The sequence below is a fragment of the Kibdelosporangium persicum genome (assembly GCF_013280595.1).
Lineage (GTDB): Bacteria > Actinomycetota > Actinomycetes > Mycobacteriales > Pseudonocardiaceae > Kibdelosporangium > Kibdelosporangium persicum.
Genome location: NZ_JAAATY010000015.1, coordinates 169,103 through 184,418 on the forward strand (window position 1 = coordinate 169,103; position 15,316 = coordinate 184,418).

The following is a 15,316-nucleotide window of genomic DNA, read 5'->3' on the forward strand; positions in this document are numbered from 1 at the left end:
CGAGGGTGAGCAGTACAGTCGGGGGCGTGATCCCGGTTGTACTGCTCACCGGCTTCCTCGGCTCCGGCAAGACCACGCTGCTCAACCACCTGCTGCGCAGTGCGCGCGGCACCCGGATCGGCGTGATCGTCAACGACTTCGGGCAGATCAACGTCGACGCGATGGCCGTCGCCGGCCAGGTCGACTCGATGGTCTCGCTGAGCAACGGCTGCCTGTGCTGCGTGGCCGACACCTCGGACATCGACGAGATGCTCGGCAAGCTCGCCGGCGCCAAGCTGGACGTGATCGTCATCGAGGCCAGTGGCCTGGCCGATCCGCAGACCATGGTGCGCAAGCTCCTGGCCAGCACCGACACCCGGGTGCGGTACGGCGGGCTGGTCACGGTCCTCGACGCGGCCGAGTTCACCAGGACCCACGCCGAGCACCCGGAACTGGTCAAGGCGCTGCGGATCGCGGACCTGCTCGTGCTCAACAAGATCGACCGGGCCGGGGCCGCCACCGAGCTGATCGACACGATCCGCACGCACAACGGCGTATCACCGATCATGCCGGTGAGCCACGGCCGGGTCGATCCCGAGCTGCTGTTCGACCGCGCGCCGGAACTGCCGGTCGCGCGGCAGTTGTCGTTCGACGACCTGGACGATCACTCGGACCACGCGCACGCCGTGTACGACACGGTCACGTTCACCTCGGCCGAGCCGATGCACCCGGTCCTGCTGATGGACTTCCTGGACAACCGGCCGGCCGGGCTGTACCGGATGAAGGGCTTCGTCCACTTCGGACTGCCCGGCCACACCGACCGGTTCGAGGTCCAGACCGTCGGCAACTACCTGCGCTTCCACCGTTCACCGTGGCCGCGTGGCAGCACACCGCGGACCGAGCTCGTGCTCATCGGCAAGGACGTCGACGCGACCGCGGCCGACTGGCTCGAAGCCTGCCGGCAGACCGGGCCGGTCGACGTCGACGACATGCTGTGGGTGACGCGGTATCTGGACTCAGTGGACGCCGTGCATGAACCGCCGGAGGACGGGCCGCAGGCCGAGCAGGACGAGACCTAGCACGATCGCCGCACCGCCGAGGATGCCGAAGTAGCCCGGCTCGTTGTCGGCCGAGTAGTAGGCGGCGAGCTCACCCGCGACCGACGAGCCCAGCGCGATGGACAGGAAGAACAACGCGACCATCTGCGCGCCGAACGCCTTGGGCGCCAGTTTGGTGCTGACCGACAGGCCGACCGGCGACAGGCACATTTCCGCCATCGCGAAGACCACCAGGATCAACGCCAGCAGAAGCGGGTTCACCGCAGGCCCGGACCCGGTCGCGCTGACCGCGACCATCAACAGGAAAGCAACGCCCATTCCGATCACGCCGAGCGAGAACTTGACGGTCGTGCTCGGCTGGCGTTCGCCCAGTCTGGTCCACAGATAGGCGAACAACGGCGCCAGCACGATCACGAACGCCGGTTCCACCGAGTTGAACACCGCGGGCGGGATGGGGAAACCGAGCGCGTCCAGGTCGACCCGGGTGTCGGCGAAGATCGGCAGCACGGTGAACTGCTGCTGGAACAACGCCCAGAACCCGAAGCTGATGACGAAAAGCGGGATGAACGCGAACACCCTGCCGCGTTCCACCGAGGTGATCTTGCGGCTGGACAGGATGACCGCGAAGTAGGCGATCGCGGCCGCCAGCACCACCCACGTGACGACCGTGGGCAGGTTCTCGGGTGTGATCGCGCCGAAGATCACCAGCAGCGCGACCGCGACGACACCGGCGGCGATGATGACCAGGGCCCGCACGCGCGCCGCGCCGGTCAGCGGGTTGGGCACGACCCGGGCGTCCGGGCCGAGGTTGCGGCGGCCGAGCACGTACTGGACCAGCCCGGCGGCCATGCCGACGGCCGCCGCGCCGAAGCCGAGGTGGAAGCTCACGCTGGTCTGCAGCCAGCCGGTGACGATCGGGCCGAACATCGCCCCGAGGTTGATGCCCATGTAGAACAGCGAGAACCCGGCGTCCCTGCGGTCGTCGTCCTTGGCGTACAACGTGCCGACCAGCGCGCTGACGTTCGACTTCAGCCCGCCGGTGCCGATGATGACCAGCACCAGCCCGATCGCCACGCCGGCCAGGCCCGGGATCAGCGCCAGCGCGATGTGGCCGCACATGATGAACACGCCGCCGAAGAACACGGTCCGTTCCGCGCCGAGCAGCCTGTCCGCCACCCACGCCCCGCCGACCGAGGCCAGGTACACCAGACCGCCGTAGGCGCCGACGATGCCCGCGGCGGTCGCCTTCGGCAGGCCGAGACCACCCTCGGTGACGCTGTAGTACAGGTAGAACGCCAGGATCGCCTGCATCCCGTAGAAGGAGAACCGTTCCCACATCTCGGTGCCGAACAGGTTCGCCAGCGCACGGGGATGTCCGAAGAATCCGCGTTGTGGTGTTTCAGTAGACGGCGATGTCACGGTGAGTCACCTTACGCCGAACGGTCTAGACCTGCTCAACGGCCGTTCGTAGGTCATCCGCCGACCGCGGCGGCCGCGCCTTGTGATAACCCTGTCGGGTGGGTACGAACGAGCCGTTCAGGGGTGCCGTACTGGAAGCGGTCCTGGAGCGGATCACCTACGCCAACGAGGACACCGGCTACACGGTCGCCCGTGTCGACACCGGGCGGGGCGGTGACCTGGTCACCGTCGTCGGCGCCCTGCTCGGCGCGCAGCCGGGGGAGTCGATCCGGATGCGCGGCCGATGGGGTTCGCATCCGCAGTACGGCAAGCAGTTCCACGTCGACGACTACACGACTGTGCTGCCCGCGACCGTGCAGGGCATCCGCCGGTATCTGGGATCCGGGCTGATCAAGGGGATCGGGCCACGGCTGGCCGACCGGATCGTCGAGCACTTCGGCGTCGACTCGCTCGACGTGATCGAGCAGAACCCCGAACGGCTGATCGAGGTGCCCAAGCTGGGCCCCAAACGCACCAAGCTGATCGCCGCGGCGTGGGAGGAGCAGAAGGCCATCAAGGAGGTGATGGTCTTCCTGCAGGGCGTCGGCGTGTCGACCTCGCTGGCGGTGCGGATCTACAAGCAGTACGACGACAAGTCGATCGACGTGGTGCGCACCGAGCCCTACCGGCTCGCCTCGGACGTGTGGGGGATCGGGTTCCGTACCGCCGACACCATCGCCAAGGCCGTCGGCATCCCGCACGACAGTCCACAACGGATCAAGGCGGGCCTGCAGTTCACCTTGTCGGAGTCCACCGGTGACGGGCACTGCTACCTGCCGGAGCAGCGGCTGATCGCCGAGGCGGTCAAGATCCTCCAGGTGGACACCGGCGCCGTGATCGACTGTCTCGCCGAGCTGGTCGAGGAGGAGGGCGTCGTGCGCGAGCTGGTGCCCGGCGAGGACACCGAGGTCGACGAGGTGGCGATCTACCTCGTGCCGTTCCACCGCGCCGAGATCTCGTTGGCGGGGCAGCTGACCAGGCTGTTGCGCTCCGAACAGGACAGGATGGCGGCGTTCGCGGCCGTCGACTGGGACCGTGCGCTCGCCTGGTTGCGCAAGAGGACCGGCGCGGAGCTGGCGCCGGAGCAGGAACAGGCCGTCAAGCTGGCGCTGACGAGCAAGGTGGCCGTGCTGACCGGTGGTCCCGGCTGCGGCAAGAGCTTCACCGTCCGGTCCATTGTGGAGCTGGCGACGGCGAAGCGCGCTCGTGTCGTGCTCGCCGCGCCGACGGGCCGTGCCGCGAAGCGGTTGAGCGAACTGACCGGGCACGAGGCCAGCACCGTGCACCGCCTGCTCGAACTCAAGCCGGGCGGCGATGCGGCCTACGACAAGGACCGGCCGCTGGAGGCCGACCTGGTGGTCGTGGACGAGGCGTCCATGGTGGACCTGCTGCTGGCGAACAAACTGGTCAAGGCGCTGGCGCCGGGCACACACCTGCTGATGGTCGGAGACGTCGACCAGCTGCCGTCGGTCGGCGCCGGCGAAGTGCTGCGTGACCTGCTCGCCGAGGGCACGCCGATCCCGCACGTCCGGCTCACGCACATCTTCCGCCAGGCCCAGCAGTCCGGTGTGGTCACCAACGCGCACCGGATCAACGCGGGCGAACACCCGCACACCAAAGGGCTCGACGACTTCTTCCTGTTCTCCGTCGACGACACCGAGCAGACCGCGGCGCTCACAGTGGACATCGTGGCCAACCGGATCCCCCGCAAGTTCGGCATCGATCCGCGCCGTGACGTGCAGGTGCTCGTCCCGACACACCGCGGCCCGGCCGGTGCGGCGGCGCTGAACACCCTGCTGCAGGAGGCTTTGACACCGTCCAGGCCGAACCTGCCGGAACGGCGGTTCGGCGGCCGGGTGTTCCGGGTCGGCGACAAGGTCACCCAGATCCGGAACAATTACGACAAAGGTGAGAACGGTGTGTTCAACGGCACCATGGGCGTGGTGACCGGCCTGGACGCCGAGGAACAGACGCTGACGGTCCGGACCGATGAGGACGAAGAGGTCGGCTACGAGTTCAGCGAGCTGGACGAGCTGACCCACGCCTACGCGGTGACTATTCACCGGTCGCAAGGAAGTGAGTACCCGTGCGTGGTCATCCCGATCACCACGAGCGCGTGGATGATGTTGCAGCGAAATCTGCTGTACACGGCCGTCACCAGGGCGAAGAAGCTGGTCGTGCTGGTCGGTTCGGCCAGGGCGATCGGGCAGGCGGTGCGCACCGCCAGTACCGGGCGCCGGTACACCGCCCTTGACCACCGGCTTCGGGCGTGATGTTGTAGCCTGCGTTCAGGTCTGCTTGTTGTTGCTGGTGAGGTGTGCGGTGATCTCTGGCAAAGTGTTGCGGTTCGATGATGTTCGTGGATATGGCTTCATCGCCCCGGATGACGGTGGCGAGGACGTGTTCATGCATGCGAACGACCTGCGTGACGAGAAGTTCCTGTTCACGCCGGGGACCGCGGTGGAGTTCGACGTCGTCGAGGGGGACCGGGGCCTGAAGGCCTCGTCGGTGAAGATCCTCGACCGCGGTCAGGCCAGAACGGCGGCCACGCAGGACGACGAGGTGCTGTGCGACGTGCTGTCACCCCGCGAACTGATGCAGGAGCTGACCGAGGCGTTGCTGGAGGCGGCCCCCACCCTCACCGCGGCCCAGATCGTCCAGGTGCGACAGCGCATCGCCAAGCTCGCGCACGCCCACGGCTGGCTGGAGAGCTGACCGTCGCGGAGTGGACAGCGGCGTGAGTCAGTGGGCGAGCAGCACGAGAACCAGGCCGATGGTGGCCGGAACCGTTTGCACGAACAGGATCCGCTTGCTCGCGGTGGCCGCGCCGTAGAGGCCCGCGATCATGACGCAGATCAGGAAGAACACGGCGAACTGGTAGCCGGCCGTGCCGCCGGCGATCAGCGCCCACACCAGACCGGCGGCCAGGAAACCGTTGTACAGGCCCTGGTTCGCGCCGAGCACGGCGGTCTGTCTGGCGAACTCCGGTGTCAGGCCGAAGGCCTTCCGGCCGCGTGGCGTCGTCCACAGGAACATCTCGAGCACCAGGATGTAGGCGTGGATCGCGGCGACGACGCCGATCACGATGTTCGCGGCCACCTGCATCGGAGCTTCCTCCCACATCCCGGCTAACGGAGAACGCCTCCGATTCGCGCGCATCTTACCTGGTCGAACGGCGTCTTGCCGGGTCGCCGCGACTTCGTTCGTGACTACGACCACCGTTATAATCAGTGTGACGAAACGGCAAGCTGGATTGCGCACGTGCCGGGGCATCCGGCAGAGGTGGAACCGCGCTGCGGGAGGCACTCGCGGTCAACGTTTGTGTCCATCCGCGACTGTCCACTCACGTCAACCCTCGTGAGTGTTTATCGGTGTTCTAACCCGGATAAACACTCACGAGGCTTATCAGGGCTTTCGGCGGGGATCACGTCGAGTTGTCGCTCTTGAGGTTGGCGCTGAACGGATATCCGCTCCGACCGCGACATGACAGCATCGGTGTGCACGACTGGCTGTGCTACACCGGGGGACGATGTGCTGCGCATTCATTTCACTGCGGCGGATTTGATGCGTGTTCGCATCAGGACCGAACCAGATCCGTTATGGGAGGTGCTACTCAGTCTGCACATGCTGCAGACCCGGCAGGGCGCCGTGGAGTTCGACGGCTGGCGCAGGCAGGTGCGGCGGCAGTTGCGGCCGTCGGTGAGCCTGCTGACAGCACTCGCGCGGCCGAGCGGTTACTCACCGGATTTCCTCACACCTGACTGTGACAGCGCGGATATCGAGCACGGATTGGACCTCATGCTCGCCACTCCGCCGCACGAGCTTCGCACGGACATCCTCAAGCTCGCCGCGCAATCGCCTGTGCCGCAGTGGACTTCGTCGCTGGCGGACGGTGATCTCGGGGTGCTGAAGGACATCGTGGCGGCGATCAGGGTGTATCACTCGATCGCGTTACGACCGTACTGGGCGAGTATCAGGACACACATCCGTGCGGATCGTGACCGGCGTGCGGATCTGGCGACCGACCGCGGCTTCGAGACTGTGCTCGGCACCCTGCACCCGGGGATGCGGTGGCGGCCACCGGTGCTGGAGGTCGACTACCCGGTCGATCAGGACCTGGACCTCAAGGGACGCGGCCTGGTGCTGGTTCCGTCGTTCTTCTGCTGGCAGAAGCCGATCAAAACGGCCGATCCGGCGCGGACACCCGTCCTGGTGTACCCGGTCGACCGGACGCTGGACTGGATGACGACCGGTGGTGGCGACCACAGTGTGGCATCGCCACGACCGGAATCGTTGACCGCGTTGATGGGCCGCACCAGGGCGACCGTGCTCAAGGCCATCGCGGACACGCCGTTGCTGAACACGTCCACCCTGGCCAAGACGACGGGAATCTCCCTGTCGGGTGCCTCGCAGCACGTCACGGTGCTGCGAGACGCCGGTCTTGTGGTGACTCACCGGCACAACGGCGCCGCGGTGCACAAGCTGTCGTCGCGTGGCGCTGTGTTGCTGGGCGCGGCCCGCAAGGTCTGGACCGGCGAGTGCCCGTAGGTCCGGCGGTACTGCGCGGCGAACCGGCCGAAGTGCGCGAACCCCCACCGGGTCGCGACGTCGGCGACAGTGCCTTCGGCGTGGCCGGCGGCGATGGCCTGTAGATCGTGGTGTGCTCGTCTGAGCCGGACGCGTTGCAGGTACTCGAGCGGGCTCATGCCGAGGTATGTACGGAACATCCGTTGCAACGAGCGCACGCTGGTCCGTGCGGCGTGTGCGATGTCCGTCGTGGTGATGGGATCGCCGGCGTGGTCGGCGCAGAAGCCGACCGCGCGCCGGACGGTGTCGGGTAAGGCGTCCGCCTTGTCCACCAGCGCCTCCGGTTGGCTGTCCAGCAATCCGTGGATAAGGACCTGCTCGAAGTGCGCGGCCGCCAGCGCGGATCGCTGGAACAGGCCGGCCGCGTCGCCTTCCCTGAGGGCGAACGCGGTCGCCAGCCACGCCTGGCCGACGGAGCGGCGGGCTCGTGGAGCGCGCGTGCGGCCACGCCTGCCGACGGCCTCGGCGACGGCGGCTCGGCTGACGTGCAGCTCGACCGTCCGTCCTGATCCGGATTCGCTGGTCACCGACACGCGCACGGCGACGTCGTCCGGCTCTTCCCCAGTCTTGGACACAGGTGTGGTCTCCCCCCGCGACTTCGAGGAACAGCCACAGGTGAAACATCCCGCCGTCGGTTGACACTGTTCCTCGTTGATCTCGTCCGCCGATACTGGCCAACAGCGTCTTCAGTTCGGCAACAGCTCGGTTTCAGCCGCCGAAGTGCCCGGTCGCCAGCCCGGCGAGCAGGTACGCCGCGGCCGCGATGCCCGCCGAACCGGGGAAGGTCAGCACCCAGCCCTTGACGATGTCGCCGGCGACGGCCCACCGGACCGCCGAGCGGCGGTGGGTGGCGCCGACGCCGAGCACGGCGGACGTGATCACGTGCGTCGTGGAGATCGGCGCGTGGAAGACGAACGCGGTCAGGTAGAGCACGCTCGACGCGGACAGCTCCGCCGCGAAGCCGTGCGGGGGAGTGAGGTGGAAGATCCGGCGGCCGAGCGTGCGCATGATCCGCATGCCGCCGGAGTACGTGCCCGCCGCCAGCGCGACGGCGCACACCAGGATCACCCACAGCGGCACGTGGTAGCCGGTCTGGTTGCCGCTGATCACCAGGGCCAGCACGATCACGCCCATGCTCTTCTGGGCGTCCTGCAGGCCGTGGCCCAGGGCGAGGCTCGCCGCGGACGCGATCTGGGCGCGCCGCATCGCCCGGCCGACGCGGTGCGCGTTGGCCTTCCGGAAGAGCCACATGATCGTGGTCATCAGCAGGTAGCCGAGGCCGAAGCCGACCAGCGGCGAGATGATCATCGGCAGGACGACCTTCTCGAGCACGCCGTCCCAGCGCACACTCGTCGCCGACGCCAGCGCCGCGCCGACGAGCCCGCCGATCAGCGCGTGTGACGACGAGGACGGCAGGCCGAAGTACCAGGTGGTCACGTTCCACACGATCGCGCCGACCATGGCCGCGATGACCACCTGTAGTCCGTCGTCGGGTCCCGGCGTCGAGATGACACCGGCCGCCACGGTGACCGCCACCCCGGTGCCGAGCAGGGCACCGATCAGGTTCATCACGGCCGCGAGCGCCAACGCGGCCCGCAGGCTGAGCGCACGCGTGGACACCGCCGGTGCGATGGCGTTGGCCGCGTCATGGAAGCCGTTGGTGAAGTCGAACACCAGAGCCAGCACGATCACCACGAGCAGCCCGGTGGTCAGCATCAGGATTCCTTGACCGCGATCGTGTGCACCACGTCGGCGACGTGCTCGAACGCGTCGGCCGCGGACTCGAGCATGTCGATGATCTCCTTGAGCTTGATCACCGTGAGCGCGTCGAGATCGCCGTTGAACAGGGTGGACAGCAGGCGCCGGTACACCTGGTCGGCCTCGTTCTCCAGCTCGTTCACCTTGACCCAGTACTGGGTGAGGTCGTTCGGTGTGGCCAGGCGCGGCATCGCGTCGGCCGTCAGGCTGGCGGCCTGGCACAGCAGGTCGACCTGGGCGTGCACGCCCTGCGGGAGCTCGCCGACGTTGTAGAGGGTGGCCAGGTCGACCGCGGCGTCCATGTCGTCGACCACGTCGTCGAGCCGCCCGGCGAGCCGGTAGATGTCCTCGCGGTCGAACGGCGTGACGAACGACCGGTCGAGGTGGTCGATGATCGCGTGCGTGGCCTCGTCACCCGCGTGCTCGGCCTCGTGCATCCGGGCCGCGAGCGCCGGGCGCCGGTCGACCGGCGCGGCGACGAACTCGCGCAGGATCTCGACGCTGTGGCCGATGTTGCGGCCCGCGTCGGCGAACAGTTCGAAGAACCGCTTTCCCGTCGGTTTCCTGGAGATCTTCATCAGTACCGGCGGATACCCGTTCCGCCCGGTGGTCATGCGTGCGCCCGGCCATTCAGGGGTAACCCGCCGGTATGGCCATCGCGACGACCAACCCGGCGACCGGTGAGACGGTCGAGGAGTTCCGGGCATTCGACGCCGAGGAGATCTCCGCGCGGATCGGCAGAGCGGCGGAGGCCTTCGAGGAGTACCGGCGGACCACGTTCGCCGAGCGGGCGGGCTGGGCGCGGGCGGCCGCGGACGTGCTCGACGGCTCGGCGCGGGCGATCGCCGACGTGATCACCCTGGAGATGGGCAAACCCGTCAGACAGGCCCGGGCCGAAGTGGCCAAGTGCGCCAAGGCGCTGCGGTTCTACGCCGGCAAGGCGGAGGGCTTCCTGGCCGACCAACCGCTGGACGGGAACGCCGTCGGCGCCGCCAGGGCGTACGTCCGGTGGCAGCCGCTCGGCCCGGTGCTGGCGGTGATGCCCTGGAACTTCCCGCTCTGGCAGGTGATCCGGTTCGCCGCGCCCGCGCTGCTGGCGGGCAACGTCTGCCTGGTGAAACACGCTTCGAACGTGCCGAAGACCGCGCTGCGGCTGCAGGACGTGTTCCTCGACGCCGGGTTCCCGCCGGACGCGTTCCAGACGCTGCTGGTCGGGTCCGAGGCCATCGACGGCATCATCGCCGACCCGCGGGTGGTGGCCGTGACGCTCACCGGCAGCGAGCCCGCGGGCCGGTCGGTGGCCGAGGCGGCCGGCCGGCGGATCAAGAAGACCGTGCTGGAGCTGGGCGGCAGCGATCCGTTCATCGTGATGCCGTCCGCTGACCTCGACCGGGCCGCCGAAGTGGCGACCACGTCACGGACCCAGTGCAACGGGCAGAGCTGCATCGCGGCCAAGCGGTTCATCGTCCACCGGGCCGTCGCGGCCGAGTTCCGGGAATTGTTCATAAAGAAAATGACGTCGTTGACCGTCGGCGATCCCGCGGACGAAGCGACCGACGTCGGCCCGCTCGCGACCGAACAGGGACGGCGGGACGTCGAGGAACTGGTCGCCGACGCGGTCGGTCAGGGCGCCGAAATCCTGTGCGGTGGCAGGAAACCGGATCGCCCCGGCTGGTTCTACGAGCCGACCGTGATCACCGGTGTGACGCCGCGGATGCGGATGTACCGCGAAGAGGTCTTCGGCCCCGTCGCCCAGCTCCACGAGGCCGAGGACATCGGCGAGGCGATCCGGCTGGCCAACGACACGGACTTCGGACTGGGCTCGAACGCGTGGACCACCGACCCGGCCGAGCAGGCCCGGTTCGTGGAGGATTTGCAGGCCGGGCAGGTTTTCGTGAACGGCATGACGACCTCGTACCCGCACCTGCCGTTCGGCGGGATCAAGCACTCCGGGTACGGGCGCGAGCTGGCCGATCTCGGTATCCGGGAGTTCTGCAACGCCAAGTCGATCTGGGTCGGGTGACGACGTCGTCCCGCCACGACGCACGTGGACACTCACCGTGTGACGGGTCACAATGACGCGGATGCGTACGCCGACGACCCGACGAACCACGCCATGAGCGAAGAAGCGGTGCGGTTCGGCGTTCTCGGTCCGCTGCGGGTCTGGCGCGGCCGGCGGGAGCTGGATCTCGGCCCGCCCCGGCAACGGCTGATCCTCGCGGTTTTGCTGGTCCGGCCCGGCGACATGGTCAGCGCCGACGATCTGGTCGACGTGCTGTGGGACAGCGCCGCGCCGGCCAGCGCGAAGAACCTGATCCACCGGTACGTCGGGGCGTTGCGCCGGGTGCTGGAGCCGGATCTGCCGCCTCGGGCCGCCGGGCGATGGCTGGTCCGGCAAGGGCCCGGATACGTGCTGCGGGCCGGCAAGGACAGCACGGACATCGCCGCGTTCCGCGACCTGGTGGCCACGGCGAGGACCCAGAGCGACGCGGAGGCGTTGCCGACGTACTACCAGGCACTGGAGATGTGGAGCGGCGAATGCGCGGACGGCCTGGCGCTGACGCCCGCGGCTGAGGCCCTGTTCGCCTCGGTCAACAACGAGTTCACAACCGCGGTCGCGGCCATGGCCGACGCCGCGTTCCGCGTCGGCCGCGCGCCCGAAGCACTTCGCGCCCTGCACTGGGTCAGCCCGCAGGTCCCGCTCAACGAAGGGATTCAGGCCCGGCTGATGCTCGCGCTGGCCGCGTCCGGCAACCAGACGGAGGCGCTGCAGGTCTACCGTGCCACCACCGAACGCCTCGCCGACGAGCTGGGCATCGATCCAGGCCAGGAACTGCGGGCGGCGTACGCCCAGGTACGGCAGCAGGTGGAGCAGCCCGGTGACGCGTTGGGAACGAGGCCCGCGCAGTTGCCGATGGACCTCTCCACGTTCGGCGGCAGACGGGCCGAACTGGACTATCTGCGATCTCTGCTGGAATCCGGCGACCCGCCGGTGACGATCGTCGCGATCGACGGCATGCCGGGCGCGGGCAAGACGACCACCGCGGTGCACCTCGCGCACGAGATCGTCGACCGGTACCCGGACGGCCAGCTCTACGTGAACCTGCGCGGCTTCGACCCCAGCGGACTCGCCGTTTCGCCGTCGACCGCGTTGGTCGGATTCCTGACCGCACTGGGGATACAGGGCGACCGCGTGCCGCCGGACGTCGCGTCACAGTCGGCGTTGTTCCGGACGTGCTTGGCGGGCAAGCGAATGCTCGTCGTGCTGGACAACGTGCGGGACCGCGAACAGGTTCTGCCGTTGCTGCCCGGGGCACCGAGCTGTCTGGTCATCGTGACCAGCCGCAACCGGATGACCGGCCTCGTCGCGATGGAAGGCGCCCGACCGTACACTTTGGACCCCGTGCCGGTCGAGGAGGCACGCGAGATCCTTGCCCTGCGGCTGGGTGCGCGCGGACGTTCGGACGCGGCGGTCGACACGATCGTGGACGTCTGCGGCGGTCTGCCCCTGGCGCTGGCCATGGTGGCCGCGCGGGCGGCGACCTACCCTGACCTGCCGCTCAGCGCGATCGCCGAGGAGCTCCACTCCGGACACAGCAACCTGGACGCGCTCAGCCACGACGAAGCACGCGGAGTGCGTGCCGTGTTCTCGTGGTCCTACGAGGCTTTACGGCCGCAGGCGGCGTTGCTGTTCCGGTTGTTGTCCTGGCATTGGGGACCGGACATCTCGGTGCGCGCCTGCGCCAGTCTGCTGGGTGTTCCGCTGCGGGAGGCGCAGGCCTCGCTGGCCGAACTGAACCGGACCCGCTTGGTGACCGAGCACGTTCCAGGACGGTTCCTCATGCACGACCTGGTTCGCGCGTACGCCATGGAACTGAGCAGGGAACTGGACCCGGCTGAGGTTCGCGAGCAGGCCGTGCGCCGCGTCTTCGACTACTACGTGCACTCCGCGGTCGCGGCCAGCCTCCCGCTGATGCCCCACCGGCCCGTGCCGCTTGAGCCGCTGTCGCCGGGCGTCACACCTGAGCAGGGCTTCGACGACGCCTCGGCCTGCCAGTGGTTGGGCGCGGAGTACGCGGTGTTACGCACGTCGGTCGGTCAGGCGATCGAACGCGGCGACGCGGGGACGGCCTGGCGGATGGCCTTGGCGTTGCAGATCTTCCAGCACTACATGGGATACCTGCGGGACTGGGCGAGCACGGCACGAGCCGCGCTCGAAGCGACCCGTGCCGCGGGGGACCAGCGCGGTCAGTTGTTCGCCGAACGCAGCCTGGCAGGCGCCTACTACATGTTGGGCGAGGGGCAGTCCGCGCTCCACCACCTGGGCAACATCCTCGAGTTGATCACCGCGGCCGGCCTGGCCGACGAGGAGAGCGCGTACGTCGAACGCAACATCGGCGAGGTGCTCTCCATGGGAGCCCTGGACATCGAGCCGGACTACCGGGCCGCGACCGAGCACTTCGAGCGTGCCCTGACGCTCTACCGGCGGATGGACCACCCGCAAGGCGTCGCGTACTGCCTGGAAGGCATGGCCGTCTGCGCGGTGAAGCTGGGCGCGGGCGAGCGCGGCATCGAGCTGCTCAACGCGGCGATTCCCTTACACCGCCGGATCAACGACCGTGTCGGCGAGGGCTACGCGTACGCGAAGCTGGCCGAGGCCTACCTCCAGCTCGGCCGGCTCGACGAGGCCGCGACCTGGCTGGACCAGGCGATCGACCTGCACAGCAAGGGCAACCACCGGCCGATGCAGATGGACGACCTGGTGCTGCTCGGCGACATCCGGATCGCCCAGGACGATCCGGACGGCGCGAGGGAGGCCTGGCAGAAGGCGCTGAGAGTGGCCGAGGAGCACGGCGTGCCCTACAGCGTGCCCGAGCTACAGGCCCGGCTGGCCGCCTTGGCGGGCGATCAGCAGCAGGTCAGCAGGCCTTGATCCAGCTGCACTCGACGTCAGCGGGAACGGCGGCGACAGGGAGTCGCGCTGTGCGTGCCGCTGTTGTCTCGTCGGCACGGTACTCGGCCAGCCGGACCGCGACGGCGTCCTCGACCGGTTTGGCCGTTCCGATGAAGTTGTTGCTCAGCATGGCGAACACGAGTGGCTGCCCGTCGGCGGACGTCACGTAGCCGGACAGTCCGCTGACGCCGGTCAGGGTGCCGGTTTTGGCGTGCACGTTGCCCGCGGCTGCCGTGCCCGCCATCCGGCTGCGCAGCGTTCCGCCGACGAGCCTGTCCGAGATCCCGGCGACCGGCAGTGAGTTGTACCAGGTGGTGAACCACGGCTTGGTCCGCACGGCGCGCAGCAGCGCGACCACTTGTTCCGGCGAGATCTGGTTGAACCGGGACAACCCCGACCCGTCAGCCAGATAGGCGGTGCTCGCGTCGATGCCAAGGCCGCTCAGCCGTTGCCCGAGCGCGGTAAGCCCGGCCTGCCAGGTCCCGGCGCCGGACACCGCGCGTCCCATGCTCTTGATCAGGATCTCGGCGTGCATGTTGTTGCTCAGCTTCATGAACGGCACCAGCAACTCCGCCAACGGCATCGACTTGTGCTCGGCGACAAGCCGCGCGCCCGCGGGTGTGGCGCCGGTCTGCGTCGGCCCGGCGACGTGGACTCCGTGACGTTTCAGCGCTTCGCGGAACAACGCCGCCGCCAGGCCGGTGGGTTCCTTGACACTGGTCCATTTCCGCACCGGTGACGCCTGGTGCGGGATGCTTCCGCTGACCCGTACGACGGCGGAACCGTGCTTGCGCTCGACCGCGATGGTGTTGGCGGTGCCCGGCGCACTGGTCACCGTGGCGTTCTCGATGGTGACGTACTTGTTGTCGGGCTGCATCGACACCACAGCGGCCTTGCCGGGCGAGCCGGGCTGGACCGCCACGATGACGCTCCCGGCGTCGTAGTCGGTGTCCGGGGAGACAGTCAGCGCGGACGTCTCGGCGCTGTAGTAGAAGGGCTCGTCGTCCCACGCCCAGCCCTTGCCGAGGCGGGTCGCGTCGAACCAGGTGTCGTCGGCGATCAGCTTGCCCGGAAGGGTCTGGACGCCGCTGGCGGCGACGTTCGCGGCAAGGGCGTCGTAGTCGGCCGCGAGCACGGTCGGGTCGCCCGTGCCCTTCAGGTAGAGGTCCCCGCCGGACTCCAGCACGGACGTGGTGAACCGGTGATCAGGACCGAGCACGTCAAGCGCCGCGGCGGAGGTGAGCAGCTTCATGTTCGACGCCGGCTGGCGCCTGGCCTCGGCGTTGGAGCTGAACAGAACCTGCCCCGTGTCGGCTTTGCGTACCACGAGACCCACGGTCGCGCCGCGCAGGCTGGGGTCGTGCACGAGTGCGTTCAGGTCCGTCACCAGCTTGCTGTCCGCCTGCGCGGAGCCCGACGCCGGTAATCCGGCCAGCAGCACTGCGGCTGTCGCCAGGCCACACCCCACGAGCACCCTGTTGCGGGTCATCGACACTCCGAACGAAGAGGAACAATTCCGGGC

12 protein-coding genes are annotated in these 15,316 nt (G+C 68.5%); 6 read left to right on the forward strand and 6 right to left on the reverse strand.

The window, feature by feature from the left end; all coding sequences use genetic code 11:
- The first annotated feature begins 26 nt into the window (after positions 1-26).
- Complete coding sequence (locus GC106_RS25825; RefSeq protein ID WP_173135841.1) at positions 27-1,058, forward strand: CobW family GTP-binding protein; 1,032 nt, start codon at positions 27-29, stop codon at positions 1,056-1,058.
- On the opposite strand, the gene GC106_RS25830 is transcribed toward GC106_RS25825, so the two are convergent.
- Positions 996-2,456, reverse strand: a complete 1,461-nt coding sequence (locus GC106_RS25830; RefSeq protein WP_173135843.1) for a peptide MFS transporter — start codon at positions 2,454-2,456, stop codon at positions 996-998. The genes GC106_RS25825 and GC106_RS25830 overlap by 63 nt on opposite strands.
- A gap of 98 nt (positions 2,457-2,554) precedes the next feature.
- Between GC106_RS25830 and recD2 the strand changes: the two genes are divergently transcribed.
- Together recD2 and GC106_RS25840 are read left to right on the forward strand one after the other, a co-directional pair.
- Complete coding sequence (gene recD2, locus GC106_RS25835; protein ID WP_173135845.1) at positions 2,555-4,768, forward strand: SF1B family DNA helicase RecD2; 2,214 nt, start codon at positions 2,555-2,557, stop codon at positions 4,766-4,768.
- Between the two features lie 49 nt (positions 4,769-4,817).
- A complete protein-coding gene (locus tag GC106_RS25840; protein ID WP_173135846.1) occupies positions 4,818-5,210 on the forward strand; it encodes a cold-shock protein in 393 nt (130 codons plus the stop codon).
- A gap of 27 nt (positions 5,211-5,237) precedes the next feature.
- Here the strand turns inward: GC106_RS25840 and GC106_RS25845 are convergent, their stop codons facing one another.
- Positions 5,238-5,600: a DUF1304 domain-containing protein gene (locus tag GC106_RS25845; RefSeq protein WP_173135848.1), complete on the reverse strand. Its 363-nt coding sequence runs from the start codon at positions 5,598-5,600 to the stop codon at positions 5,238-5,240.
- A gap of 519 nt (positions 5,601-6,119) precedes the next feature.
- Between GC106_RS25845 and GC106_RS25850 the strand changes: the two genes are divergently transcribed.
- Positions 6,120-7,043 (forward strand): ArsR/SmtB family transcription factor, encoded by a 924-nt coding sequence (locus tag GC106_RS25850; protein ID WP_246366702.1) that lies wholly within the window; start codon positions 6,120-6,122, stop codon positions 7,041-7,043.
- Here GC106_RS25850 and GC106_RS49435 read toward each other — a convergent pair.
- From GC106_RS49435 to GC106_RS25865, 3 genes are all read right to left on the reverse strand, one after another.
- Positions 6,947-7,657, reverse strand: a complete 711-nt coding sequence (locus GC106_RS49435; RefSeq protein WP_173135852.1) for an AraC family transcriptional regulator — start codon at positions 7,655-7,657, stop codon at positions 6,947-6,949. The genes GC106_RS25850 and GC106_RS49435 overlap by 97 nt on opposite strands.
- Before the next feature lie 133 nt (positions 7,658-7,790).
- The gene (locus GC106_RS25860; RefSeq protein ID WP_173135854.1) at positions 7,791-8,798 is read right to left on the reverse strand and encodes an inorganic phosphate transporter; all 1,008 of its coding nucleotides are present in this window, start codon (positions 8,796-8,798) and stop codon (positions 7,791-7,793) included.
- The gene (locus GC106_RS25865) at positions 8,798-9,454 is read right to left on the reverse strand and encodes a DUF47 domain-containing protein (protein ID WP_246366703.1); all 657 of its coding nucleotides are present in this window, start codon (positions 9,452-9,454) and stop codon (positions 8,798-8,800) included. Before GC106_RS25865 ends, GC106_RS25860 begins: the two co-directional genes overlap by 1 nt.
- 35 nt (positions 9,455-9,489) lie before the next feature.
- Here GC106_RS25865 and GC106_RS25870 point away from each other — a divergent pair, with 35 nt between their 5' ends.
- Positions 9,490-10,863 (forward strand): NADP-dependent succinic semialdehyde dehydrogenase, encoded by a 1,374-nt coding sequence (locus GC106_RS25870; protein ID WP_173135856.1) that lies wholly within the window; start codon positions 9,490-9,492, stop codon positions 10,861-10,863.
- A 39-nt stretch (positions 10,864-10,902) separates the two neighbouring features.
- Positions 10,903-13,773: an AfsR/SARP family transcriptional regulator gene (locus GC106_RS25875; RefSeq protein ID WP_173135858.1), complete on the forward strand. Its 2,871-nt coding sequence runs from the start codon at positions 10,903-10,905 to the stop codon at positions 13,771-13,773.
- On the opposite strand, the gene dacB is transcribed toward GC106_RS25875, so the two are convergent.
- Complete coding sequence (gene dacB, locus GC106_RS25880; protein WP_173135860.1) at positions 13,760-15,283, reverse strand: D-alanyl-D-alanine carboxypeptidase/D-alanyl-D-alanine endopeptidase; 1,524 nt, start codon at positions 15,281-15,283, stop codon at positions 13,760-13,762. The genes GC106_RS25875 and dacB overlap by 14 nt on opposite strands.
- Positions 15,284-15,316: the final 33 nt, after the last annotated feature.

Coding starts and splice junctions, on each gene's coding strand:
- GC106_RS25845 (WP_173135848.1), bottom strand. CDS start 5,600: ATGCAGGTGGCCGCGAACATCGTGATCGGCGTCGTCGCCGCGATCCAC.
- GC106_RS25850 (WP_246366702.1), top strand. CDS start 6,120: ATGCTGCAGACCCGGCAGGGCGCCGTGGAGTTCGACGGCTGGCGCAGG.
- GC106_RS25860 (WP_173135854.1), bottom strand. CDS start 8,798: ATGCTGACCACCGGGCTGCTCGTGGTGATCGTGCTGGCTCTGGTGTTC.
- GC106_RS25865 (WP_246366703.1), bottom strand. CDS start 9,454: ATGACCACCGGGCGGAACGGGTATCCGCCGGTACTGATGAAGATCTCC.
- GC106_RS25870 (WP_173135856.1), top strand. CDS start 9,490: ATGGCCATCGCGACGACCAACCCGGCGACCGGTGAGACGGTCGAGGAG.
- dacB (WP_173135860.1), bottom strand. CDS start 15,283: ATGACCCGCAACAGGGTGCTCGTGGGGTGTGGCCTGGCGACAGCCGCA.